The sequence below is a fragment of the Actinomadura sp. NAK00032 genome (genome assembly GCF_013364275.1).
Classification (GTDB): domain Bacteria; phylum Actinomycetota; class Actinomycetes; order Streptosporangiales; family Streptosporangiaceae; genus Spirillospora.
In genome coordinates this window covers 6,258,241-6,282,036 of record NZ_CP054932.1, presented here as the reverse complement: position 1 = coordinate 6,282,036, position 23,796 = coordinate 6,258,241, and the positions used below count along the sequence as shown (strand labels likewise).

At 72.9% G+C, this 23,796-nt stretch carries 21 protein-coding genes; 12 read left to right on the top strand and 9 right to left on the bottom strand.

The features are described 5' to 3' along the window. The first annotated feature begins 75 nt into the window (after positions 1 to 75). Positions 76 to 771: a FadR/GntR family transcriptional regulator gene (locus HUT06_RS28960; protein ID WP_176198601.1), complete on the top strand. Its 696-nt coding sequence runs from the start codon at positions 76 to 78 to the stop codon at positions 769 to 771. Here HUT06_RS28960 and HUT06_RS28955 read toward each other — a convergent pair. Beyond that, positions 754 to 3,144: an ATP-binding domain-containing protein gene (locus HUT06_RS28955; protein WP_176198600.1), complete on the bottom strand. Its 2,391-nt coding sequence runs from the start codon at positions 3,142 to 3,144 to the stop codon at positions 754 to 756. The two genes, HUT06_RS28960 and HUT06_RS28955, sit on opposite strands and share 18 nt — an antisense overlap. 219 nt (positions 3,145 to 3,363) lie before the next feature. Between HUT06_RS28955 and HUT06_RS28950 the strand changes: the two genes are divergently transcribed. Then, positions 3,364 to 5,049 (top strand): alkaline phosphatase, encoded by a 1,686-nt coding sequence (locus HUT06_RS28950; protein ID WP_176198599.1) that lies wholly within the window; start codon positions 3,364 to 3,366, stop codon positions 5,047 to 5,049. Positions 5,050 to 5,097: 48 nt separating this feature from the next. On the opposite strand, the gene HUT06_RS28945 is transcribed toward HUT06_RS28950, so the two are convergent. Continuing rightward, positions 5,098 to 6,189, bottom strand: coding sequence for an ATP-dependent DNA ligase (locus tag HUT06_RS28945; RefSeq protein ID WP_176198598.1), 1,092 nt, complete (start codon positions 6,187 to 6,189; stop codon positions 5,098 to 5,100). A 64-nt stretch (positions 6,190 to 6,253) separates the two neighbouring features. Between HUT06_RS28945 and HUT06_RS28940 the strand changes: the two genes are divergently transcribed. Then, positions 6,254 to 6,952, top strand: coding sequence for a dihydrofolate reductase family protein (locus HUT06_RS28940; RefSeq protein WP_176198597.1), 699 nt, complete (start codon positions 6,254 to 6,256; stop codon positions 6,950 to 6,952). Here the strand turns inward: HUT06_RS28940 and HUT06_RS28935 are convergent. Then, positions 6,934 to 7,653: a pyrimidine reductase family protein gene (locus tag HUT06_RS28935; protein WP_176198596.1), complete on the bottom strand. Its 720-nt coding sequence runs from the start codon at positions 7,651 to 7,653 to the stop codon at positions 6,934 to 6,936. The two genes, HUT06_RS28940 and HUT06_RS28935, sit on opposite strands and share 19 nt — an antisense overlap. 149 nt (positions 7,654 to 7,802) lie before the next feature. On the opposite strand from HUT06_RS28935, the gene HUT06_RS28930 reads away from it, so the two are divergent. Beyond that, positions 7,803 to 8,204 (top strand): hypothetical protein, encoded by a 402-nt coding sequence (locus HUT06_RS28930; RefSeq protein ID WP_176198595.1) that lies wholly within the window; start codon positions 7,803 to 7,805, stop codon positions 8,202 to 8,204. A 12-nt stretch (positions 8,205 to 8,216) separates the two neighbouring features. On the opposite strand, the gene glgX is transcribed toward HUT06_RS28930, so the two are convergent. The 3 genes from glgX to HUT06_RS28915 form a co-directional block, all read right to left on the bottom strand. After that, positions 8,217 to 10,310, bottom strand: a complete 2,094-nt coding sequence (gene glgX, locus HUT06_RS28925) for a glycogen debranching protein GlgX (RefSeq protein ID WP_176198594.1) — start codon at positions 10,308 to 10,310, stop codon at positions 8,217 to 8,219. 188 nt (positions 10,311 to 10,498) lie between these two features. Beyond that, on the bottom strand, positions 10,499 to 11,071 hold the full coding sequence (locus tag HUT06_RS28920; RefSeq protein WP_176198593.1) for a GNAT family N-acetyltransferase: 573 nt from the start codon (positions 11,069 to 11,071) through the stop codon (positions 10,499 to 10,501). A 38-nt stretch (positions 11,072 to 11,109) separates the two neighbouring features. After that, positions 11,110 to 11,658, bottom strand: a complete 549-nt coding sequence (locus HUT06_RS28915) for a DUF4262 domain-containing protein (protein WP_176198592.1) — start codon at positions 11,656 to 11,658, stop codon at positions 11,110 to 11,112. A 102-nt stretch (positions 11,659 to 11,760) separates the two neighbouring features. Between HUT06_RS28915 and HUT06_RS28910 the strand changes: the two genes are divergently transcribed. Further along, a complete protein-coding gene (locus tag HUT06_RS28910) occupies positions 11,761 to 12,555 on the top strand; it encodes a DeoR/GlpR family DNA-binding transcription regulator (protein WP_176198591.1) in 795 nt (264 codons plus the stop codon). A gap of 452 nt (positions 12,556 to 13,007) precedes the next feature. Here HUT06_RS28910 and HUT06_RS28905 read toward each other — a convergent pair whose 3' ends face one another. Further along, complete coding sequence (locus tag HUT06_RS28905; RefSeq protein ID WP_176198590.1) at positions 13,008 to 14,078, bottom strand: DUF2776 family protein; 1,071 nt, start codon at positions 14,076 to 14,078, stop codon at positions 13,008 to 13,010. Between the two features lie 368 nt (positions 14,079 to 14,446). Between HUT06_RS28905 and msrA the strand changes: the two genes are divergently transcribed. The 4 genes from msrA (at position 14,447) to HUT06_RS28885 (ending at position 17,887) form a co-directional block, all read left to right on the top strand. Next, positions 14,447 to 14,956, top strand: coding sequence for a peptide-methionine (S)-S-oxide reductase MsrA (gene msrA / locus HUT06_RS28900; protein ID WP_176198589.1), 510 nt, complete (start codon positions 14,447 to 14,449; stop codon positions 14,954 to 14,956). A gap of 157 nt (positions 14,957 to 15,113) precedes the next feature. Beyond that, positions 15,114 to 15,665 (top strand): TetR/AcrR family transcriptional regulator, encoded by a 552-nt coding sequence (locus HUT06_RS28895; RefSeq protein WP_176198588.1) that lies wholly within the window; start codon positions 15,114 to 15,116, stop codon positions 15,663 to 15,665. Next, positions 15,662 to 17,194, top strand: a complete 1,533-nt coding sequence (locus HUT06_RS28890; RefSeq protein WP_176198587.1) for an MFS transporter — start codon at positions 15,662 to 15,664, stop codon at positions 17,192 to 17,194. Before HUT06_RS28895 ends, HUT06_RS28890 begins: the two co-directional genes overlap by 4 nt. Before the next feature lie 102 nt (positions 17,195 to 17,296). Beyond that, positions 17,297 to 17,887: a TetR/AcrR family transcriptional regulator gene (locus HUT06_RS28885; RefSeq protein WP_176198586.1), complete on the top strand. Its 591-nt coding sequence runs from the start codon at positions 17,297 to 17,299 to the stop codon at positions 17,885 to 17,887. Positions 17,888 to 17,929: 42 nt separating this feature from the next. Here HUT06_RS28885 and HUT06_RS28880 read toward each other — a convergent pair whose 3' ends face one another. Then, complete coding sequence (locus HUT06_RS28880) at positions 17,930 to 18,391, bottom strand: MerR family transcriptional regulator (RefSeq protein WP_176198585.1); 462 nt, start codon at positions 18,389 to 18,391, stop codon at positions 17,930 to 17,932. A gap of 38 nt (positions 18,392 to 18,429) precedes the next feature. Between HUT06_RS28880 and HUT06_RS28875 the strand changes: the two genes are divergently transcribed. Continuing rightward, positions 18,430 to 19,074: a class I SAM-dependent methyltransferase gene (locus tag HUT06_RS28875; protein WP_176198584.1), complete on the top strand. Its 645-nt coding sequence runs from the start codon at positions 18,430 to 18,432 to the stop codon at positions 19,072 to 19,074. Positions 19,075 to 19,085: 11 nt separating this feature from the next. Here HUT06_RS28875 and HUT06_RS28870 read toward each other — a convergent pair whose 3' ends face one another. After that, complete coding sequence (locus HUT06_RS28870; RefSeq protein ID WP_254715441.1) at positions 19,086 to 20,591, bottom strand: SDR family oxidoreductase; 1,506 nt, start codon at positions 20,589 to 20,591, stop codon at positions 19,086 to 19,088. A gap of 245 nt (positions 20,592 to 20,836) precedes the next feature. Between HUT06_RS28870 and HUT06_RS28865 the strand changes: the two genes are divergently transcribed. Both HUT06_RS28865 and HUT06_RS28860 read left to right on the top strand, forming a co-directional pair. Further along, positions 20,837 to 21,835, top strand: a complete 999-nt coding sequence (locus HUT06_RS28865; protein ID WP_254715440.1) for a DUF523 and DUF1722 domain-containing protein — start codon at positions 20,837 to 20,839, stop codon at positions 21,833 to 21,835. Positions 21,836 to 21,963: 128 nt separating this feature from the next. After that, complete coding sequence (locus HUT06_RS28860) at positions 21,964 to 23,547, top strand: thiamine pyrophosphate-dependent enzyme (RefSeq protein ID WP_217711503.1); 1,584 nt, start codon at positions 21,964 to 21,966, stop codon at positions 23,545 to 23,547. Positions 23,548 to 23,796: the final 249 nt, after the last annotated feature.

Below are 23,796 nucleotides of genomic sequence, written 5' to 3'. Positions count from 1 at the left end.
ACCCCATCACACCTCAGCTCCTCAGACAAGCTGAGTGCAAGCTATCCTGATCGCCCGCCCACCAGGAGGAACCCCATGCCGCTCGGCCCGCTCCGGCCCAGCCCGCTCGTCGAGCAGGCCGCCCAGCGCCTCCGCGACCAGATCGCGGACGGCTCCTGGCCGGTCGGGACGAAGCTGCCGGGCGAGACGACGCTCGCCAGGGAGCTCGGCGTCGGCCGCTCCACCGTCCGCGAGGCCCTGCGCGCCCTCGCCGGCGCCGGCCTCGTCCAGGCCCGGCAGGGCGCCGGCGTGTTCGTCATCGCGGCCGAGCCGGACGAGGACTGGCCCGCCCGGCTGCGCCGCGCCTCCGTCGCCGACGTCTACGAGATCCGCATGATGCTGGAGGTCCGCGCCGCCGAACTGGCCGCCGAGCGCCGCACCGGCGCCGACCTCGCGGCCCTCGACGCGGCCCTCGCCGCCCGCGACGCGGCCTTCGCCGGCCCCTCCACCGAGGCGTTCATCGACGCCGACATCGCCCTGCACACCGCCGTCGTGGCCGCCGCGCACAACCCGGTCCTCGCCGACCTGTTCGCCGGGTTCGTCCCCGTCCTGCGCGACGGCCTCCTCGATCTCGTGGCCCTGCTCGACGTCCGCGCCTCCGACACCGCCCACGGCCGCGCCGCCCACGCGGCCCTGGTCGACGCCGTCCGCACCGGCGACCCCGCGGCCGCCGGCGAGATCATCAAGACCGAGCTCGCCCAGACCCTCCGGGCCCTACTCCAGGGAGGCTAGGAGCGGCGGCAGGTCGTTGGCGTGGACGATCGTCAGGCGGCGGGTGGCCCTGGTCAGGGCGACGTAGAGGTCCTGGCCGCCCTTGGGGGACTCGGTGACGATGCCGGCCGGGTCGACGACGACGACGGAGTCGAACTCCAGGCCCTTGGCCTCCTCGGCGGTGAGGACGACGACCGGGGAGTCGAGGGCCTCCGGGGTGGCGCCGACGGCGGCGTCCGGGAGGGCCTCCAGGACGGCGGCGTGGCGGGCGCCTGAGGCGATGACGGCGAGGCGGCCCTCGGCGGACGCGTCGTCGGTGACGAGGGCCAGCTCCGCGGCGACGAGGGAGGGCAGCTCCGCGACCGGGAGGGCGAGCGCGGCGGGCGGCGGGCCGTCGTCGCGGACCGGCTCGGGCGGCGTCTGGCCCGGGTCGACGGCGGCCAGGACGCCGGCCGCCACCCGCATGATCGCGGCCGGGGTCCGGTAGTTGACGAGGAGGCGCTGCTCCCGCCAGCGGCCCGGGACGTAGCGGTCGAGCATCTGGCCCCAGGTGGCGGCGCCGGCGGCGCTGCCGGTCTGGGCGATGTCGCCGACGACGGTGAGGGAGCGGGTCGGGACGCGGCGCATCACGGTGCGCCAGGCCATCTCGGAGAGCTCCTGCGCCTCGTCGACGATCACGTGGCCGTAGGCCCACTGGCGGTCGGCGAGGGCGCGCTGCGCGGTGGTGAGCGGCGGGCCGCCGTCGTGGTGGCGGTCGGCCAGCTCGCTCGCGGAGAGCACGTCGCGGGCCGAGAGCAGGTTCGAGGTGCCGACGGACTCGATGACCTCGCGGGCGTAGCGCTCCTCCTCGGCCCGCGCCGCGGCCGCCGCGCGCTCCCGGGCCCGCTCGGCGGAGTCGTCCTTGCCCAGGTACTCGGCGGCCTCGTCGAGGAGGGGGACGTCGGAGACGGTCCAGGGGGAGCCGGCCGGGCGGTGCAGAGGCGCGCAGTCCATGCCGGCCTGGGCGCCCACGCGGGCGAGGGCGCCGGGGTCGGCGTAGAGGTCGCTCAGGAGCCGCTGCGGGGTCAGTTCGGGCCAGAGTTCGTGCAGGGCCCTCTTGACGACCGGGTTCTGCCAGAGTTCCTCCTTGGCGAGGCGGAGGTCCGTCTCGTCCAGGAGAGGTTCGTCTTCGGCCTCGTCGATGAGTTCCTGGAGCCAGCCGGGCATGCCGCCGGCCTTCGCCATCTCCTCCAGGGGCTCGTCCATGAGGCGGTCGTACTGCTCGGCCCGGTTGACGGCGAGCGCCTCCAGCATGTCGTGGACGAAGCGCCGCCGCTGGATGTTGTGCGGGTGGCGCAGCGCGCGGGCCCGGTCGCGGATCTGCTCGCACTTCTCGGCGTCCACGACGACGGTGAAGTCGTCGATGTCGAGGCGGAGGCCGCCGGCGGGCACGCGCTGCCGGTCCTGGACGGCCGCCCGGACGAAGTCGGCCATGCGGTGGTCGCCCTTGATGACGGCGACTTCGGGAGTGTCCCTGGCCGTCGCCTTGACGCCGGGGTAGAGCTCGCCGACCGTGGCCAGGGCGACGTCGGTCTCGCCCAGGCCGGGCAGGACCTGCTCGATGTAGCGCAGGAACGTGGCGTTCGGGCCGACGACGAGCACTCCCCGCCGTTCGAGGACGTCCCGGTGCGTGTAGAGCAGGTACGCGGCGCGGTGCAGGGCGGCGACCGTCTTGCCGGTGCCGGGGCCGCCCTGGACGACGAGCACGCCCTGCAGGCCGGAGCGGATGACCTGGTCCTGCTCCTCCTGGATGGTCGCGACCACGTCGCTCATCCGGCCCGTCCGGCCGCGGCGCAGGGTGGCGAGCAGCGCGGCCTCGCCGACGACGGCGCGCCGCTCCGGCTCGGTCAGCCCCTCCAGGTCGAAGACCTCGTCGTCCAGCCGGACGACCTCCCGCTGCCGCAGGTGCAGGTGGCGGCGGCGCGCGAGGGTGCCGGGGGCGCCCGGCGTGGCGGTGTAGAACGGCCGTGCCGCGGCGGCGCGCCAGTCGATCAGGATGGGCTCGTGGTCGGCGTCGCGGAGCCCGATGCGCCCGATGTAGAACGTGTCGCCGGGGCCGTCGGCGTCGCCCCGGTGGTCGATGCGGCCGAAGCACAGGGCGTTCTCGACCGCGCTCAGCCGGGTGAGGCGGCGGGCCGCCTCGTCGGTCGCGACCGCGCTCTCGACCCGCGCCTGGAACGCGGCGCCGCCGCCCGCCGCCGGCCCGTCGCGCAGCGCGGCCTCCGCCTTCGCCCGCTCGGCGTCGAGGCGCGCGTAGACCCGGGACACCCGCGCCTGCTCGGTGCGCAGCGGCGCGTTCTCGCGGTCTTGATTTTCGCGGTCGGGGTTGACAGCGTCCGCTTGACGAAGTCCCATGCCTCGACTACACTCCTATTCATAGGATGAGGTTTTCTATGCGCAAGTCGTAAGCCGCTAGCCTAGCATCCTTGGCCGTCCCATCGGATGATCTTCTGGTTCCGGGCAAAAGATCGTCTTTGTTGGGGCAGGCGTCACCCGCGCGGTACCCCGCGGTCACCGATCTTCGTGAGGCTTTCCGGCGATCACTGCCGGAACCCTCCGAAAGGTCGCTCCTCCATGGCCGACTCCGCGCACCCGCTGAACCGGAGAACCTTCCTGGTCGCCGGCGGGCTCGCCACCGCCACCGCCGCCGCCGGACCGCTCGTCCCGGGCACCGCGCACGCCGCCGCCCCGCGCCCGCGCACCCTGCCCGGCGACCCGTTCACCCTCGGCGTCGCGTCCGGCGACCCCGACGCCGACGGGTTCGTCCTGTGGACCCGGCTCGCCCTGAACCCCCTCGCCGAGGACGGCCTCGGCGGCATGCCGTCGCGCACCGTCCCCGTCCGCTGGGAGGTCGCGGCCGACGAGCGCTTCCGCCGCGTCGTGCGGCGCGGCACCGCCGCCGCCCGCCCCGAGGCCGCGCACTCCGTGCACGTCGAGCTGAACGGCCTGCGCCCCGGACGCGACTACTGGTACCGGTTCCGCACCGGCGCGCACGTCTCCCCGGCGGGCCGGACCCGCACCACCCCGCATCCCGCCACCTACGGGCCCGCGCTGGCGATGGCGTTCGTCTCCTGCAGCCAGTTCGAGCACGGCTACTTCACCGCCTACCGGCGGCTCGCCGAGGAGCACCCCGACATCGTCCTGCACCTGGGCGACTACCAGTACGAGTACAAGAAGGGCGTCTACAACATCCCGGGCGGCAACGTCCGCGACCACGAGGGCCCCGAGACGGTCACCCTCGCGAACTACCGGCTGCGGCACGCCCAGTACAAGTCCGACCGCGACCTGCAGGCCGCGCACGAGGCGGCGCCGTGGCTCGTCGTGTTCGACGACCACGAGGTCGAGAACAACTGGGCCGACGACATCCCCGAGGCGAACTCCGACACCCCGTCCCACGAGGCGTTCCGCGCCCGCCGCGCCGCCGCGTTCAAGGCGTACTACGAGAACATGCCGCTGCGCCGGACGTCCGTCCCGAGGGGGCCGGACATCCAGATCTACCGGCGCGTCCAGTGGGGCCGGCTCGCCACCTTCCACATGCTCGACACCCGCCAGTTCCGCGACGACCAGGGCTGCGGCGACGGCTACAAGGACTGCCCCGAGGCCACCGACCCGAAGCGCTCCATCACGGGCGGCCGGCAGGAGGCGTGGCTGCTGGACGGCTTCCGCCGCTCCCGCGCGCGCTGGGACGTCCTAGGGCAGCAGGTGTTCTTCGCCCAGCGCGACAACACCGAAGGGCCCGTCAAGAAGACCTCCATGGACTCCTGGGACGGCTACGCCGCCTCCCGCGACCGCATCACCAAGGGCTGGCTGGACGCGAAGGTCCGCAACCCCGTCGTGCTCACCGGCGACGTCCACGCCCACTGGGCCAGCGACCTGAAGGCCGACTACGACGACGCCGGCTCGAAGACCGTCGGCTCGGAGCTGGTGTGCACGTCCATCACCAGCACCGGTGACGGCACGGACTCCGACCCCGCCGACCACCCCTTCCTCAAGATCAACCCGCACCTGCGCTTCTACAACAACCAGCGCGGCTACGTGATGACGACGATCGGCAAGGAGGAGATGAAGGCCGACTTCAAGACCCTGCCGACCGTCCGCACGCCGGGCGCCGAGATCTCCACCAAGGCGACGTTCGTCATCGAGGACCGCGTGCCCGGCGTCAACCAGACCTACCTGCGGCCCTTCATGTCGGCGAAGGCCACGGCGCGGCCGGACCGGGAGCTGATCGAGCAGACCATCGCCAACGAGACCCAGCCCTGACCCGGCCGCCGCCCCGGGACGCGCCCGACGCGTCCCGGGGCGGCGCGCTCAGCGGTCGACGCGCGGGCTCGTCGCCGGGCCGGAGAGGATGTCGGCCAGGTCGTAGGCGACCGGTACCTCAAGCTGCTCGTACGTGCACGATTCGGGCGTGCGGTCGGGACGCCAGTTGCGGAACCGGGCGGTGTGCCGGAACCGGTCGCCCTCCATCGCCTCGTAGGCGACCTCCACCACCAGCTCGGGACGCAGCGCCACCCAGCTGAGGTCCTTCTTGCCCGTCCAGCGCGAGACCGCGCCGGGCATCCGGTCGGCGGTCGCCTCGCTCTGGCGCGCCCACTCGCCCCACGGGTGGTCGGACAGGTCCTCCAGCCGGTAGGGCTGCAACTCCTCGACCAGCTCGGCGCGCCGCTTCATCGTGAAGGACGCCGCGACCCCGACGTGCTGGAGCTTGCCCGCGGAGTTGTAGAGCCCGAGCAGCAGCGACCCCACGATCGGCCCCGACTTGTGCCAGCGGAAGCCCGCCACCACGCAGTCGGCGGTCCGCTCGTGCTTGACCTTGAACAGGACGCGCTTGTCGGGCTCGTACACGGTGTCGCGCGGCTTGGCGATGACGCCGTCCAGCCCGGCGCCCTCGAACTCGTCGAACCAGCGCAGCGCCAGGTCGTAGGAGTCGGACGCCGGTGTCACGTGGATCGGCGCCTTCACCCCCGCGAGCGTCTCGGTGAGCCGTCGGCGGCGCTCGCCGAGCGGCACCTCCATCAGCGACTCGCCGCCGAGCGCCAGCAGGTCGAACGCCACGAACGACGCGGGCGTCTCCGCCGCCAGCAGCTTGATCCGCGACGCGGCCGGGTGGATGCGCTGCTGGAGCGCGTCGAAGTCGAGGCGCGTCCCCTTCGGCAGCACGATCTCGCCGTCCACCACGCACCGTTCGGGCAGCTCGCGCTTCACCGCCTCGACCAGCTCGGGGAAGTAGCGGGTGAGCGGCTTCTCGCCGCGGCTGGACAGCTCCACCTCGTCGCCGTCGCGGAAGACGATGCAGCGGAAGCCGTCCCATTTCGGCTCGTACAGCAGGTCGCCCTTGGGCATGGTCTTGACCGCCTTGGCCAGCATCGGCGGCAGCGGCGGGCTGATCGGCAGGTCCATCCCCCCATCCTGCGCCACGGCACCGACAGAACGACAGCCCGGGGTGTCCGATAACGTGCAGGTCATGCGCCGTTTGCTGCCGGAGCCCGCCGCCGGCGTCGACCCGTACGAGGCCTACGGCGACCTTCCCGGGCTGCGGCTCGGCATGGTCGCGAGCGTGGACGGGTCCGCCACCGACGCCGAGGGCTGGACGGACGGCCTCGGCGGCGACGCCGACTTCCGCGTCCTGCGGAGCCTGCGAGCGCTGACCGACGCGATCCTCGTGGGCGCCGGCACCGTCCGCACCGGACGCCTCGGCCCCGCCCGCCTACGCCGGGACCTGCGCGCGCGCCGCGGACGACCGCCCGCGCCCATCGTCGTGGTGAGCCGCTCCGCCGACCTCGACTGGACGCTCCCGCTGTTCACCAAGGCCGAGACACCCACCATCGTGGTGACGTCGCAAAGCGGCCGTAAGAACGTGCCGAACGGCATCCAGGTGGTCGCGGAGGGCGAGGACGGCGTCGACCTCACCGCCGCCATCACGACGCTCCGCGAAGACCTCGGCTACGAGCATCTGCTCTGCGAGGGCGGCCCCGCCCTGGCGACCGCGCTGATCCGGGCGTCACTCGTCGACGAGCTGTGCCTCAGCATCGCCCCGACCCTGCTCGGAAGCCCCCGACACACCCGCCTCTTGGACGGCCTGGAGACCGAGGTACCCCTCGACCCCACCGCCCTCTACATCGACGAGGGCGTGCTGTTCGTCCGCTACCGGCTGCGGGTGTAGCGCAGGAACAGGAACTCCTCGTCCTGGAGGGCGTGGGCGAGCTTGAGCTCCGGCGGGACGGGTACCGGCGGCCCGTTCAGGATCCGGGTCGGGTTCCCGCCGAGCAGCAGCGGGCTCAGCGTCAGGCACAGCTCGTCCAGCAGCCCGGCCGCCACCAGCTGCCCGAGCACCGACGGCCCGCCCTCGCACAGCAGCCGCCGGTGGCCGCGCTTGGCGAGCTCCCGGACGGCGACGGCGAAGTCGAGCGAGTCCTGCCCCGCGATGATGACGTCGGTGTGCTCCCGCGCCGCCGCCAGCCGGGCCGGGTCGGCGGACGCGGTGGCCAGCACCATCGTCGGCACCTCGGCCTCGGTGAAGACGGGGGCCTCGAAGTCGAGGTCGAGGCTGCGGGACACGATCGCGATCGGCGGGACGGGGGAGCGCCCCTCCCGGACGCCGCCCCAGCCCTCGCCGGGCCTGACCGGCCCGTAGCCCTCGGCGCGCACCGTCTGGGCACCGATGAGGACGACGTCGGCGAGCCCGCGCAGCAGCAGGAACAGGTGCCGGTCGGCGGCGTTGCCGAGGCCGCCGCTGCGCCCGTCGCGCTGCGCCGCCCCGTCGAGGCTGGCCACCATGTTGGCCCGCAGCCAGGTGCCGTCGGGCGGGTACGCGTAGCGCTCGGCGAGGTCGGCCTCGCCGGGCTCCGGAGACAGTGGGCGCATAGATCACCCAAGCTACTGCACGCGCCCGTTCGACCGGCCGGATGACCGGTTGTGTACCAATCCGTAGAAATCCGTCATGCCGGGAGCGTTCGGAGGTGACACTTGCCCGCGGGGGACGGGGACGAGAATTCCACAGAAGGGAGCGGGGGGTGGAGTACGCGGCGCTGTGCGCGTGGATCCTGGCCGCCGCGGCGGGCGGCTACCTGCTGGTCATCTGGTTTCTGAACGGGGGGCGCTCGACGAAGGTGACGCGGTTCCCGACCCTGGTCGTGGTGGGGCATCCGCTCGCGGCCGTGGCGGGCCTCGCCGTATGGATCGCCCACCTGGCCACCGGGAACACCGGCTACGCGTGGGCCGCGTTCGCGGTGCTGCTGGTCGTCGTGCTGCAGGGCTTCGTGCTGTTCACCCGCTGGCTCGTCGGGCGGGGCGGCCGGCACGCGCGCGGCGCGGAGCAGGCGTTCCCGTTCGCCGCGGTCGCCGTCCACGGCGCGGTGGCGGTCACCACGGTCGTGCTGGTCTTCCTGACCGCGCTCCAGGCCGCCGGCGCCTAGGGGAGCCTCCGCCTAGGGGAGCCTCCGCAGGACGAGGAGGGCGCGGTCGGTGACGGGGACGACGTCGCGGGCCTTGACCCGGGGCCGCTCGCCCACGGTGCCGGGCTCGGCGGTGTCGAGCGCGAACTCCCAGCGCTCGCCGTACTCGGCGCCGGGCAGGGTGAACTCGACCTGCTCCGACCCGGCGTTGACCAGCAGCAGGAACGAGTCGTCGCGGACGCGGCGGCCGCGCGGGTCGGGCTCGGTGATGGCGTCGCCGTTGAGGAACACGCCGAGCGACTTCGCGAAGCCGACGTTCCAGTCCTGGTCGGTCATGCTGTCGCCGGCCGGGGTGAGCCAGGCGATGTCGGCGGCGGCGCCGCTGCCCCGCCCGGTGAAGAACCGGCGCCGCCGGAACACCGGGTGGTCGTGCCGCAGCCGCGACAGGATCCGGACGAACTCCATGTCGTCGGAGTCCTCCCAGTGCACCCACGCGGTCTCGTTGTCCTGGCAGTAGGCGTTGTTGTTGCCCTTCTGCGTCCGGCCCAGCTCGTCGCCGTGGGACAGCATCGGCACGCCCTGCGACAGGAACAGCGTCGCCAGGAAGTTGCGGCGCTGCCGCGCGCGCAGTTCCAGGACGGCGGGGTCGCGGGTCGGGCCCTCGGCGCCGCAGTTCCAGGAGCGGTTGTCGTCCGTTCCGTCCCGGTTGCCCTCGCCGTTGGCCTCGTTGTGCTTGTGGTCGTAGGAGACCAGGTCGGTCAGCGTGAACCCGTCGTGGCACGTGACGAAGTTGATGGACGCGAACGGCCGCCGCGCGCTGTGCTCGTACAGGTCCGACGACCCGGTCAGGCGGGACGCGAACTCCGGCATGGTCGCGTACGACCCGCGCCAGAAGTCGCGGACGGTGTCGCGGTACTTGCCGTTCCACTCCGTCCACAGCGGCGGGAAGTTGCCGACCTGGTAGCCGCCCTCGCCGACGTCCCACGGCTCGGCGATCAGCTTCACCTGCGAGACGACCGGGTCCTGCTGGACGAGGTCGAAGAACGCGGCCAGCCGGTCGACGTCGTGCAGCTCGCGGGCCAGCGCGGAGGCGAGGTCGAACCGGAACCCGTCGACGTGCATCTCCAGGATCCAGTAGCGCAGCGAGTCCATGATGAGCTGCAGCGCGTGCGGGTTGCGGACGTTCAGCGAGTTGCCGCAGCCGGTGTAGTCGAGGTGGTAGCGCTTGTCGTCGTCGCGCAGCCGGTAGTAGGACGCGTTGTCGATGCCGCGGAACGACAGCGTCGGGCCCAGGTGGTCGCCCTCGGCGGTGTGGTTGTAGACGACGTCCAGGATGACCTCGATGCCCGCCTCGTGCAGCGCGCGGACCATCGCCTTGAACTCCAGCACCTGCTCCCCGGACTGCCCGGACGAGCTGTAGGAGTTGTGCGGCGCGAAGAACCCGATCGTGTTGTAGCCCCAGTAGTTGTCGAGACCCCGCGCCACCAGCGAGTGCTCGGGCACCGACTGGTGCACCGGCATCAGCTCCACGGCCGTCACGCCGAGGTCGAGCAGATGGTCGATCATCACCGGGTGCGCGAGGCCCGCGTACGTACCGCGCTGCTCCTCCGGGATGCCCGGATGCAGCCGGGTCAGGCCCTTCACGTGCGCCTCGTAGATGACGCTCTCGTGGTAGGGGACGCGTGGCGGCCGGTCGTCCGCCCAGTCGAAGAACGGGTTGATCACGACGTTCTTCGGCATATAGGGCGCGCTGTCGTCCTCGTTCAGCGCGTCGGGGTCGGCGAACCGGTAGGAGAACAGCGACTCGTGCCAGCGGACGCCGCCCTCCACGGCCTTGCCGTACGGGTCGAGCAGCAGCTTGGACGGGTTGCAGCGGTGCCCGTCCCGCGGGCTGAACGGCCCGTGCACCCGGTACCCGTACCGCTGGCCGGGCCCGACCCCCGGCAGGTAGCCGTGCCACACGAACCCGTCGACCTCCGGCAGCTCCCGCCGGGTCTCGGTGCCGTCGGCGTCGAACAGGCACAGCTCGACACGCCGCGCCACCTCGGAGAACAGGGCGAAATTGGTGCCCGTCCCGTCCCAGGTGGCGCCGAGCGGATAGGGGTCCCCGGGCCAGACCTCCCGCATACCGTCCCCTTCCGGCCGGTGAATCCTGATCCGTCGATTGTCGCCTACCCACCGTCCTCCAGCCCCCACCCACCACCATCCAATGGACGAGCTTCGCTCGACGTTCCCCCTCCAGCCCCCACCCACCACCATCCAATGGACGAGCTTCGCTCGACGACCCGATCACACTGTCACCTTGGCGGGAGGCGTCACCCGGGAGGGAGGCGCCAGACGAGTTCGTCGTCGCGGGTCTCGCCGGTCGTCACCATGCCGATCTTGGACGCGACGGCGGCGGAGGCGCGGTTGTCCGGGTGGACGGTCGCGACGATCTCGCCGGCCCCGTGGGCGCGGAGCCAGTCCAGCAGGGCGCGGGCGGCCTCGGTCGCGAAGCCGAACCCCTGGTAGGGCATGCCGATGACCCAGGCGACGGACGCCAGGTGCCGGGGCGGGCCCGGCGAGACCGTCGACCCGGCGGAGGCGGGGCCCACGGCGAACCCCGGCGCGGCCGGCTTGACCGTCGCCTGGACGTAGCCGACGGCCTGCCCGTCCCGGACGCGGCGGACGATCCAGTTCAGCCACCACTCCTGGTGGAACGGCGCGGGGCCCGCGACCAGGTGCGCGTAGCGGGCGCGCAACTCCTCCAGGGTGAGGGGCTCGCCGCCGATGTGGCGGTGCAGGCGGGGATCGTCCAGCACGGGCGCCATCTCGTCCGCGTGGTGGACCGCCAGCGGCTCCAGCAGGAGGCGCGGGGTCCGGATGCTCTCGGCGATCGGCCCGTACACCCGCCGATCGTACGCCGCCGGGCGGCCCCCGCCCGGTGTCAGAGGCGCCGTGTCCAGATGCCGGCCGGGTGCTGCTTCGGGTCGAGCCACAGCCACGGCTGGGCGTGCCGGAACGGCAGGTCGGTGCCGGGCTGCCAGGGGAACAGGCCGTGCCGGTTGGGCCAGACGACCTGCAGGACCGGCAGCGGCGGCTGCCGGTAGAACGCCACCGCACCGCGGAACAGGCCGTCGTACCAGCGCGGGTCGACGTCCCGGAACGCCGCCTGCTGCCCCCGGACGACGCCGTCGCGGCGCTCGCCGTCCGCCGGGACGTCGCCCTCGGCGGTCCGCCGGCCGAGCGCGTTGAGGACCTCCTCGGTCTCGTACACGTCGCCGCCGAACATCGCCAGCTCGGGCGCGCCGTGGCTGTGCCACAGGCCGATCGTGTACGCCCAGCCCGGCCCGTCGGCGTCGGGCTGCACGAGGACGACGCTCCACCCGTACTGGGTGATGTGGACGATCGTGCGCAGCTGGAAGTTGTCCAGGCGGTCCCGGTCGCCGTAGTCACGGCAGATCACGCAGGTGCACGAGGGGCGGTCGCCGGACATGACCCTCAGTTTACGATCAATCCACCCAGGGTCGGCGCCCGGGCGGGTCTGGCATCATCGACGTGCCAGCGTCACTGTCGGATCGCTCCGGGAAGGCCCTCCATGCCACGTCGTCCGGGGTTCGCCGCAGAGCGGCGCCAGCGGCTGCTGGAGATGGTCCGTGCGAACGGCGCGGTCTCCATGCGCGACCTGGCGGCCACCCTGGAGGCGTCCGAGGCGACCGTGCGCCGCGACATCCGCGCGCTGGAGGCCGAAGGACTGCTCGACCGCCGGCACGGCGGCGCGGTCGCGCCGGACGGGCTGTCCCGGGAGCCGACCTACCGGCAGAAGGCCCAGGTCGCCGCGGTGGAGAAGGCGGCGATCGCGCGGCTGGCCGCCGACCTCGTCGAGGAGGGCGACGCGATCGTGGTCGGCGCGGGCACGACCACCCGGGAACTCGCCCGCGAGCTCCTCGGCTTCGACTCGCTCACCGTCGTCACCAACTCGCTGCTCGTCGCCCAGGTGCTCGCCGAGGCGCGCGGTGTCGAGGTCGTGATGACGGGCGGCTCGCTGCGCGGGTCCATCCACGCGCTCGTCGGCGGCGCCGCCGAGCAGACCCTCGCCAGCCTGCGGGTCCGCCGGGCGTTCATCTCGGGCAACGGGCTCACCGCCGAGCGCGGCCTGTCCACGCCGAACATGCTGGTCGCGGGCGTCGACCGCGCCCTGGCGCACGCCGCCCAGGAGGTGGTCGCGCTGGTCGACCACACGAAGGTCGGGGTGGACACGATGTTCCAGACGGTCCCCGCCGACGAGATCGCGTTCCTGGTGACCGACGCCCGGGCGCCGAAGGCGGACCTGGCAGAGTTCGAGAACGCGGGCGTCGACGTCTGGGTCGCCGCCGTCCGCGACGACGCCTGACCGGATCAGTTTCCCTCACACCGTTCGGTGCTGGACCGGATTCATGGCGCCCCCTTGGCAGTCACGATGTCGTTATATGAGCGATATTGACAGGACCTGATCGAAGGTGGCTCAATGGCGGCACCACCCCGGTTCGCGAAAGCACCTCGACCATGGTCGAGCCGCTCCTCTCGTACACCTGCTGACCGCCGACCGATCCGCCTCCAGGCCGGGCGGTGGGCGCGCAGATCCCCTACCCCGGGGCCGCCCGCCGCCCTCCGGGGAACCCGCCGGGAGCGCCCGTGCCACCGTCCCCGGCCGCGGCGTGGAGATCGGGACGACGCGCCACCGTCCGCACGTGCAGAGCTGCGCCTCCCCGTTCATCCGGGCGAGCGCGGTCCGCGTGAGCGTTTTAGTTCGAAACTGCAAGAATATGACGGAGCCTTCTCGGAACCGCCTCTCGCCGGCCCGTCTCAGTCGTCCTCTGCCGCGCCGCTGGTTCCGCTCTCCAGGATGGAGACGATGGAGAACAGCGAGAAGCAGATGCAGCCGAGACCGACCAGGACGCGGGCCGAGACGATCACCGCGGGGTCGGCGGACTCGAAGAGGAACGCCGAGAGGAACAGGCAGAGCAGGGCCGTACCGACCGGGATCAGGGGGACCCGGTTCGCCAAGGGGGCATCGCGCCGCCAGACGAGCGCGAGCAGCAGCACCTTGCTGAGGATGCTCCAGCAGATGAGCCCCAGGCCGATCAGCACGTAGGCGGCGGCCAACTGGGTGGACCGGGTGTGCACGGCGATGACGATCAGAGCCCACGCGATGCCGATGGCGCCCAGCGCGGCGGCCGCCCCCGGCCACAGAGTGCGCTCGCGCCGGGTGTAGGTGTTCTGGATCTGCCGCAGGATGCTGGCCACCAGCCCGATGAGGCAGGAGCAGACGAGCGCCAGACCGCTCATCACGTGTCCGGCGGTGAACCGTCCGGCCGGGGCTCCGCCGCCCCCGCCCGCCAGCAGGACGAAGGCCCACGCCCAGGTGGCGAGGGCCGCGAGCACCGGGAGCGTCGTCAGGATCCGTACGGGGAGCGGGCCGAACGGCGCCGGCGAGCGGGGCGGTGACCCCTCGGGCAGTGCCGAGTTCTCGCTGATCAGGAGGAACCGGGTGGAGACCGTGGCGACGCAGGAGACGCACGCGCAGACCATGCCGACACCGAAGATCACATGCCCGGCGACGAAGTCGGGCGGCGACGTCTCGGGGCCGGTGCGCAGGTACAGCCCGTAACCCGTCGGGGCGCAGGTGACCGCGAACCCGAACACCGGGTAGAGCAGCCGGTCCAGCGCGGTGTACCGGCCGATGAGCTGCCTGATGATCGTGGCGGCGGTGGCGAACAGGCAGAGGCAGATGGCCGCCAGCGAGATGAGCACCAGGCCCGCGACGCGCGCGCTCGGATCGGACGCGTGCGCGAGCACGTATCCGCCCAGCCCCGCCGAGACGGCACCCATGAGCACCGGTATCGCCCGGAACAGGACGCTGATCTTATAGTTCATCAAGCCTCTGAGGAATGGTGACGTCACCGACCGTGTACCGATCACGGTTCCCTCGTCCCGAACCCGGCAAAAGAGCCTTCCGCCAAGGGTTGATCAAGTTAGCGCGAAGCAGCGCGTGGGGCAGGCGACGTACGGCGTGTTCGCGTATTGGCGTCCACTACGTAGTCGTCGCACAGGACGGTCGCGGAGGCGCCCCCGAGGCACCCTCGCCACCTTGCCGCAAGGAGGAAGAAGACAGAATCCTGAGGGCCGATCGGTCGCCGGCACGCGGAGCCTCCCCTCGGGGGCTGCTCGGCGGCACCATGGAATAAGGCCGATGCGGGGCCTGCTGTACTCACCGACGAAGGACACGAGGGGGGACGGAGAACATGGCAACCGAGAGGGCACTGCTCGCGGGCGGCTGTTTCTGGGGGATGGAAGAGCTGTTCCGCCGGGAGCCCGGGGTGGTCTCCACGCGGGTCGGCTACAGCGGGGGAGACGTGCCCAACGCCACCTACCGCGACCACGGGACGCACGCCGAGACCATCGAGGTCCTCTACGACCCCGACCAGACCGACTTCCGGGCGCTGCTGGAGTTCTTCTTCCAGATCCACGACCCCACGACCGTGGACCGGCAGGGCAACGACATCGGCACGAGCTACCGCTCCGCGATCTTCTACACCTCCGACGAGCAGCGGAAGGTCGCCGAGGACACCATCGCCGACGTCGACGCCTCCGGCCTGTGGCCGGGCAAGGTCGTCACCGAGGTGACGGCGGCCGGCGACTTCTGGGAAGCCGAGCCCGAGCACCAGGACTACCTGCAGAAGTACCCGAACGGCTACACGTGCCACTTCCCCCGCCCCGGCTGGAAGCTGCCCAAGCGGACCGCGGGAGCCTGACGGCGCGGGGGCGACGTGACCGGCCGTGAACGGTCGCCGGATCCGCGTTGCCCCCGTCCCGCGCTACGGGAGGTCTTCCCGCAAGCCATCGCGACCTCGTTGAGCTTTCGACGCGCCATATGAGACATCAGTGTCTCATATGGCATATGTTCGTCTCATGGCTGTCGATCGCGACCACGTGCTGCGCACCGCTGCGGCCCTGCTGACCCGGAAGGCCACCGCGACCATGGACGAGGTCGCGCGGGCCGCCGGGATCAGCCGGGCGACGCTGAACCGCCACTTCCCGGGGCGGGACGCGCTCATCCGCTCCCTGGAGGCGCACGGCATCGCCGAGTGCGAGGCGGCCCTGGCGGCGGCGCGCCTGGACGAGGGGCCGGCGGCCGGCGCCGTGCGCCGCCTGGTCCGCGAGATCGAGCCCTCCGCCGGCCTGCTCGCCTTCCTCTACACCGAGAACCAGCTCTTCGAGGGCGAGGAGATGAACCAGGGCTGGGCCCGCGTCGACGCCCGGCTGACCGCGCTGTTCCGGCGCGGCCAGGAGGACGGCGAGTTCCGGCTCGACCTGAGCCCGGCCTGGCTCACCGAGGCGCTCTACGGCCTGCTGGCCTCCGGCGCCTGGGCGGTGACCGAGGGCCGCGTGGCCCGCAACGACATCACCTACATGATCGTCGAACTGCTGCTCGGCGGCGCCGCCCGGAAGGAGCGACCGTGACCGGGACGCTGCGGCCGCCCGGCGCGTCCGAGGCGGTGAAGCGCCCCGGTCGCTGGGCGGCGCTCGCCGTTCTCGTCCTGGCCGTGCTGCTGGTGGCCGTCGACGTGACCGTCCTCGGCCTGGCGACCCCCTACCTCAGTGAGGACCTGCGGCCCTCCGGCACCCAGCTGCTGTGGATCGGCGACGTCTACTCCTTCGTGATCGCCGGCCTGCTGGTGTCCATGGGCAGCCTCGGCGACCGCATCGGCCGCAAGCGCATCCTGCTGATCGGCGCCACGGCCTTCGGCGCGATATCGGTGCTCAACGCCTACGCGGCGACCCCCGAACTGATGATCGCGGCTCGCGCGCTGCTCGGCGTCGCCGGCGCCACCCTGATGCCCGCCACCCTCGCCCTGATCCGCAACCTCTTCCACGACCCGCGCGAGCGCAGCCTCGCCATCGGCATCTGGGGGGCGGCCGCCTCCGCCGGCATGGCGGTCGGCCCGATCGTGGGCGGCCTGCTGCTGGAGCACTTCTGGTGGGGGTCGGTCTTCCTGATCAACCTGCCGGTGATGGCCGTCCTGGTCCTGGTCGGCGCGAGGCTGCTGCCGGAGTCGCGCAACCCCGGCGCCGGCCCGTGGGACCCGGTCAGCGTCGTGCTGTCGCTGGTCGGCATGGGCGGTGCCGTGTACGCGGTCAAGGAGGCCGCCGCGCACGGCTTCGGAGGGGGCCCGCTCGCGGCGGGCCTGCTCGGCGCCGCCGCCCTGTACGGATTCGTCCGCCGCCAGCGGGCGCTGCCGGTCCCGCTGCTGGACCTGCGGCTCTTCCGCAGCCGCGGCTTCAGCGGCGCGGTCGTGGCCGACCTGATGACCGTCCTCGGACTGTCCGGACTGGTCTTCTTCCTCTCCCAGTACCTGCAGCTGGTGCAGGGCAGGCCCCCGTTCGAGGCCGGCCTGGCCGAGCTGCCCGCCGCCGTCGGCGCGGTGGCGGCGGGGCTGGTCGCCGGGCGCGCGGCCCGGCGGCTGTCCGTCCGCGCCGTGGTGTCGGGCGGGCTGGCCGCCATCGGCCTGGCGCTCGCCGCGCTCACCGCCATCGGCGAGTCCACCGGCTACCCCCTGCTCGGCGGCGCGTTGCTGGTCGTCGGCCTCGGTGCCGGGTTCTCGTTCACCGTCACCGCCGACGTGATCCTCTCCAGCGCCCCCAAAGAGGAGGCGGGTGCCGCGTCCGCGGTGTCCGAGACGGCCTACGAACTCGGCGCCGCCCTCGGCATCGCGCTGCTCGGGTCCGTGGTGACCGGCGTCTACCGGGACTTCGCCGGGCCGCCGGGGACTCCGCCCGCCGCCCGCGAGTCGCTGGGCGGTGCCGTCGACGCCGCCGAGCAGCTGCCCCCGGAGGCCGCTTCGCAGCTCTTGGACGCCGCCCGCCAGTCCTTCGTCGACGGACTGGCCATCGCCTCCGGCGCCGGAGCGGCGGTCCTGCTGGCCGCCGCCGTCGCGGCCTGGTTCCTGCTGCGCGGACAGCGCCTCGACACCCGGCCCGAAGACCACTGAGAACGGTGGGACCGCGGACCACACCCGTGTCGGTGCGGATCGGGAAGGGGTGCTCGGGTCAACACGGCACGTGCCGTGCAGTCAGTGCGGTAGGGTGGCGGCATGACCGATCAGCGCGCCGCCCGCGCCGCCGGCCGGACCGAGGCGATCATGCGGACCGCGCTCGACCTGGCCGGCGAGTCCGGCTACGCCAAGCTCAGCATCGAGGCCGTCGCGGCCCGGGCCGGCGTCAGCAAGCACACCATCTACCGGCGCTGGCCCTCCCGGGGCCTGCTGTTCCTGGACGCGGTGCTCAGCCTCAACACCGCGGGCCTGGACCATGCCGACACCGGCGACATCGTCGCCGACCTGCGCGATGTGATGACCAGGGCCGCCGACCTCCTCGGCCGGCCCCCGTGGGGCCCGCTGTTCCGGGACCTCATCGGCGAGGCCCAGCACGACCCCGAGGTCGCCGACGCGCTCAACCGGCGGTTCATCCAGCCCCAGACCGCCGACACGGTGGCCCGCCTCCGGGCCGCGAAAGAGCAGGGGCAGATCGACCACGACGTCGACCTGGACCTCGCCATGGAGATCCTGTCGGGCCCGCTGTTCTTCCGCCTGCTGATCACCGGGGAACCTCTGACGGACGCCTATATCGACCACGTCCTCCGGGCCGTCTTCACCGGGATGGCCCCCAGATCGGGCCCCGCGTGATCGCGAGGACGAGAAGCGAGGCCGCTTATCTCGACGGCGAGGTCAGTGCGGATGGGCCTCGTCGTCAGCCGCGTCGTGAGCCGCGTCGTGGGCCTCTTGGAGAGAGGACCCCGCCAGGAGCGCCGCGGCGCCGGTGGTGAAGTTGGGGCACTCGGAGATGTCCTCGTGCGGGCAGGCCAGGCCGTGGGCGATGGCGGTGCGCGCGGCCTGGGCCTGGGCGATGCGTTGATCCAGTTCGGTGAGCTTGCGCCGGTACATCTCCCGCCGGGCGTCGCCAGGCGGCGGGCGGGACGCGAGGAACGCCTTGACCTCCCGCAGCGTGAAGCCGACGTTCTGCAGCGCCACGACCACAGCGACGAGGCCGACCGCCGTCGGCGGATACCGCCGCCGGCCTGAGACCCGGGCCGGTGCCGGCAGCAGGCCGAGTTCCTCCCAGTAGCGCAGCGCGGACGCGGCGATGCCGGTGCGTTCCGCCAGCTCCCCGATCGTCAGCTGCTCGCTCATTTGACTTCAAGCGTACTTGAAGTCGTTGACTGGCGATCATGCAGACCGCAGGTACCTCTCTCAAGCAGCGCGCGATCGGATATCTGGTGGGCCAGGCCCGCCGGCCCCGGGGCCTGGTCGGATGGGCGAACGGCTGGATGTTCGCCCTGCGCCCCTCCAACCGGCGGCGCAACCTGTGGGCGGTGTCGCTGCTGGACGTGCGGCCCACCGACCGGGTACTCGAGATCGGCTTCGGCCCCGGCATCGCCATCGCCGCGTTCGCCGGCCGCGCCACCCGGGGCGAGGTGTTCGGCATCGACCACTCGCGGGCCATGGTCCGGCACGCCGCCCGCCGCAACGCCGCCGCCGTCCGCGCCGGCCGCGTGCACCTCGCGCAGGCGTCCGTGGAGCGGCTGCCGGGCTTCGGCGATCCACTCGACGCCGTCCTGGCCGTCAACTCCGCGGGGTTCTGGCCCGATCCGGTGGAGCGGCTCCGCGAACTGCGCCGCCTGCTGCGTCCGGCGGGGCGCATCGCGCTCGTCAGCCAGCCCCGCTGCCCCGGCGCCACCAGCGACACCACCGCCCGAGCCGCCCGAGAACTCCAGGACATGCTCACCCAGGCCGGCTTCACCGACATCCAGGTCGAGACCCTCGACCTCGACCCGCCCGCCGCCTGCGTGCTCGCCACCAGCCCGGCCTCATGACCGCCGGCCGCTCATGGCGGGGGCCGCTCGGCCGCGCGGGCGATGCCGCGGCACATCGTTCCGAAGATGCGGTCGTGGAACGGCCGGAACGCCCACCAGTACGCGTGGCCGGCCAGCCCCCGCGGGTGGAACAGCGCCCGCTGCGCCAGCAGGCCGCGACCGTCCTCCTCCGACACCCTCAGCTCCAGCCAGGCCGGGCCGGGGAGCCGCATCTCGGCGCGCAGCCGCAGCAGGCGGCCCGGCTCGATCTCTTCGACACGCCAGAAGTCCACTGTCTCGCCGATGCGCAGCCGGCGCGGATCCCGGCGTCCTCGCCGCAGCCCGACCCCGCCCACCAGCCGGTCGATGACGCCCCTGGCCCGCCAGGCGGCCGGGAAGGAGTACCAGCCGCGTTCCCCGCCGATCGCCTCGACGACCTCCCACAGCCGCTCCGGCGGGGCGTCCGCCCGGCACGACCGGTCATCGGTGTAGAGACTGCCGCCGGCCCAGTCCGGATCCGTCGGCAACGGATCGCTCGGCGCCCCCGGGACGCTCGCCGATGACCAGCGCGTGGCGACATCGGCCCGCTGGACCCGGCGCAGCGCGAGCGCGACCGAGCGGTCGAAACCGGTCGGACCGTCCGGCGGAGGCGGGACGTACCGGCCGATGTCGTCCTCGCCGCACACGACCTCGTTGCGCAGCGACTCCACCAGCGGACGCGCGAGGCCGCCGGGAACCGGCGTGATGGCGCCCACCCACAGGCTCGACAACCCCGGGCTCAGCACCGGGACCGGGACGATGAGCCGCCGGCGCAGCCCGGCCACGGCGGCGTACCGGTGCATCATCTCCGCGTAGGTCAGCACGTCCGGCCCGCCGATGTCGAAGCCGCGGCTCACCTCGGCGGGCAGGTCGGCCGACGCCACCAGATAGTGCAGGACGTCCCGGATCGCGATCGGCTGGATCCGGGTGTGCACCCACCGCGGCGTGACCATCACCGGCAGCCGCTCGGTGAGGTGGCGCAGCATCTCGAACGACGCCGACCCCGAGCCGATGATCACCGCCGCGCGCAGCCACACCGCCGGGACGCCGCTGCCGAGCATGATCCGGCCGACCTCGGCGCGGGACCGCAGATGCGGCGACAGCTCCTCCTCCGGGTCCATGCCGCCGAGATAGACCAGGCGTCCCACCTGCGCGTCCCGTGCCGCCCGAGCGAAGGAGTGCGCCGCCTTCCGGTCCTTGCCGGCGAAACCGCCCGCGCCGCCGATGGCATGGACCAGGTAGTACGCGACGTCGACACCGTCCAGCGCGCGCCGGACGGCCTCCGGGTCGGCGGCGTCGGCCTGCGCGACCTCCACCCGCCCGGCCCACGGGTGGTCGCGCAGCCGCTGCGCCGAACGGGTCATGCACCGCACGCTGTAGCCGGCGTCCAGCAGCTCGGGGACCAGCCGTCCCCCGATATAGCCGCTGGCGCCCGTCACCAGGCACAAGCCCCGGTGGTTCATGACCTGCGTTACCTCCATGCGCAAGGCGACGCCCATGGCGAAGAAGACTGAGGCCCAGGCCCGCGCCCTCAAGCCGCTTGGACGCGGCCTACCCCCTCCTGACCTGCGCAAGCGCGACCGCCCGGAGCGGTGGTCGAGCACCTGGTCCTGGAGCGCGCGTGCCGTCCCCGGCGAGTTTTGCGACGGTGCTCGCGGGCATCGCGTCCGCATGACCCTGGAACAGCGCTTCCGCAGGTCAAGGCGCGCGCCACTCGCGGGCTTCGGCGGTTGAGGACCCTCCTGTGCCCTCTCTCAAGCCGCCGCCCGGTCCGGCGCCGGGGGACCGTCCGCGGCCCCGGCTGGCGGTGTCCAGTTGCCTGCTGGGCGCGCCCGTCCGCTACAACGGCGGCCACAGCCGCGACCGGTTCCTCACCGGGGCCCTCGCCGCCCACGTCGACTGGGTGCCCGTCTGCCCGGAGATCGAGATCGGCCTCGGGGCGCCCCGCCCCACCCTGCGCCTGCTCAGCGACGGGCGGATCGTCACCAAGGACCGGACCTGCGACCACACCGACGCCATGACCGGACTCGCGGACGACCGGCTTCCCGACCTCGCCGGCGTCGACGGGTACGTGTTCAAGTCACGCTCGCCGAGCTGCGGGCTGCTGAGCCTGCCGCGCTACGCGTCCGGGCGGCCGGGCGAACGCACCGACGGGCAGCCGGTCGACCGCCGGGGCCGCGGCGTGTTCGCCGCCCTCGTCACCGACGCGCTCCCGCACCTGCCCGCCGAGGAGGACGGCCGGCTCCGCGACCCCGTCCTCCGCGAGCACTTCGTCGAGCGGGTCTTCGCCCACGCGCGGCTCCGCGAACTCTTCGCCGGCGACTGGAGCCCCCGCGACCTGGTCGCCTTCCACAGCCGCCACAAGCTGCAGATCCTCTCCCACGACCCGGCCGCCTACCGGGACACCGGACGCATCGTCGCCCAGGCGGGCGCCCGGCCGCGCCAGGAACTGGAGGCCGAGTACCGCCGCGCCTTCAGCGAGGCCTTCGCCGTCCGTCCCAAACGCGGCCGCCACGCCAACGCGCTCCTCCACGTCTTCAGCCCGCTGAGCGCGCACCTCGACCCGACGCGGCGCCGCGACATCCTGGCCGCGATCGAGTCCTACCAGCGCGGCGAGGCGCCCCTCAGCGTCCCGATCGCCCTGCTGCGCCACCACGCCGAAGGCGAGCACCTCGCCTACCTGGCTCAGCAGACCTACCTCGACCCCTACCCCGCCGATCTCCTTCTCCGCCACCACATCTGATCGGCTCAGCCGAGTTCTCCGCCGCCGGCTGGGACTTCACGGTGGCGGCCGGAGTCGCCCGATGGTGGTCGTGGACGGCGGGCGCGCCGGCGGCGGACCCCGGGCATTGTCGGGGAGCGGGCGGCCGCGTGCGTGGCCACCGCCGGTCCCGGCGCGGTGCACCTGCTCAACGGGCTGTACGACGCACGGGTCGACGGTCGCCGGTCATCGCCGTCACCGGTCTGTCCTACCACGACACGATCGGCTCCCACTTCCTGCAGGATCTGCCGTCCGACCGGCTGCTGGAGGGGGCGTGCCCGTTCTCCGAACGGGTCATGGGCCCGGCCCACGCGATCACCGCGACCGACCTGGCGGTGCGGTCGGCGCTGATGAACCGCACGCCCTCCCATCTGGCGATCCCGATCGACGTCCAGTCCTGGACGATGGAGCAGGACACGGTCTCCGACAAGAACGTGCCCGGGCACGCGTCCCTGGCCGCCCAGCCGTTCACGGTGGTGCCGCCGCTAGAGCAGATCCGCCGGGCCGCCGCGGTGCTCAACGCCTGCCGGAAGGTGGCGATCTGCGCCGGTGCGGGCGCGCGCGGCGCCGGCGAGACGCTGGAGCGGGTCGCCGAGGCGCTGGGCGCGCCGATCGTCAAGGCCGGTCTCGGCAAGGACTGCGTGCCCGACGACAGCCCCTACACCACCGGCGGCATGGGGCTGATCGGCACGCGCGCCTCCCACGAGGCGTTCGAGGACTGCGACGGGTTCCTGATCGTCGGCTCGTCCACCCCGTACTACGACTTCTGGCCCGAGCCCGGGCAGGCGCGCGGGGTGCAGATCGACCTGAACGCCGACCGCATCGGCATGCGCTACCCGGTCGAAGTCGGCCTCGTCGGTCATGCCGAAGGGGTACTGGACGCGCTCCTCCCGCACCTGGAGCACAAGGCCGACCGGTCCTTCCTGGAACGGGCGCAGCGGACCTACCGCGACTGGTGGCGGCTGGTCGGCGAGCAGGCCGCCTCGTCCGGCACCCCGATGCGCCCGCAGGTGGTCACCTGGGAACTGTCCAAGGCCCTGCCCGATGACGCGATCATCACCGGCGACGCCGGAACCGTCACCGCCTGGGGCGGCCGGCTGATGCTGCGCCGGGGGATGAGCTACTCCTTCTCCGGCACCCTGTGCACCATGGGGGCCGCGCTGCCCTACGCGATCGGCGCGCAGATCGCCCATCCCGACCGGCCGGTCATCGCCTTCACCGGCGACGGCTCGCTGTCCATGGGCCTGGGCGAACTGGCCACGCTCGCCCAGTACGACCTGCCCGTCAAGGTCGTGGTGCTGCGCAACGACTCCCTGGCCCTGGAGGTGTGGGAGCAGACCGCGCTGCTCGGCAACCCCCAGCACGGGTGCGAACTGCACCCCGTCGACTTCGCCTCGGTCGCCCGAGCGTGCGGGCTGAACGCCGTCCGCCTCCTGGATCCTGCCGACGCCGCGGACGTGTTCCAGCAGGCCATGGCCGAGCCGGGGCCGTGCCTGGTCGAAGCGGTCACCGACCCCTACGAGGCGCCGTTCGGCGAAAGCCTCAAACCCGCCCACGCCGAACACATCGCCGAGGCGTTCGGCAAGGGCGAGAAGGCGGCCGGCCCCATGGCCCGCAACCTCATGCAAGAGCCCCGCGTCGCGATGTCACCCGCACTCCAGCAGCACCGCGACGCTCTCAACCGCTACCGCTGACCCAGCACGGCCTTCGAGCCGAGCGAGACGCGAGCGGCCGCATCGGCACACCCCACCCGGACCACCTCCGGCGTCCAGGATCGAAGGGGTGGCGGGGTCAGCCGGGCCAGGCCGCCATCGCCAGGTCGCCGATCCGGTCGTTGAAGGCCCGCCTGCTCGCCTCCCGCCGGTCGCGGAGTTCCCGTTTCACCTCCGCGGACGAGATTGGTCACGGCACTGATGATCATGCAGCCGGGCGGCGGGGCGGGG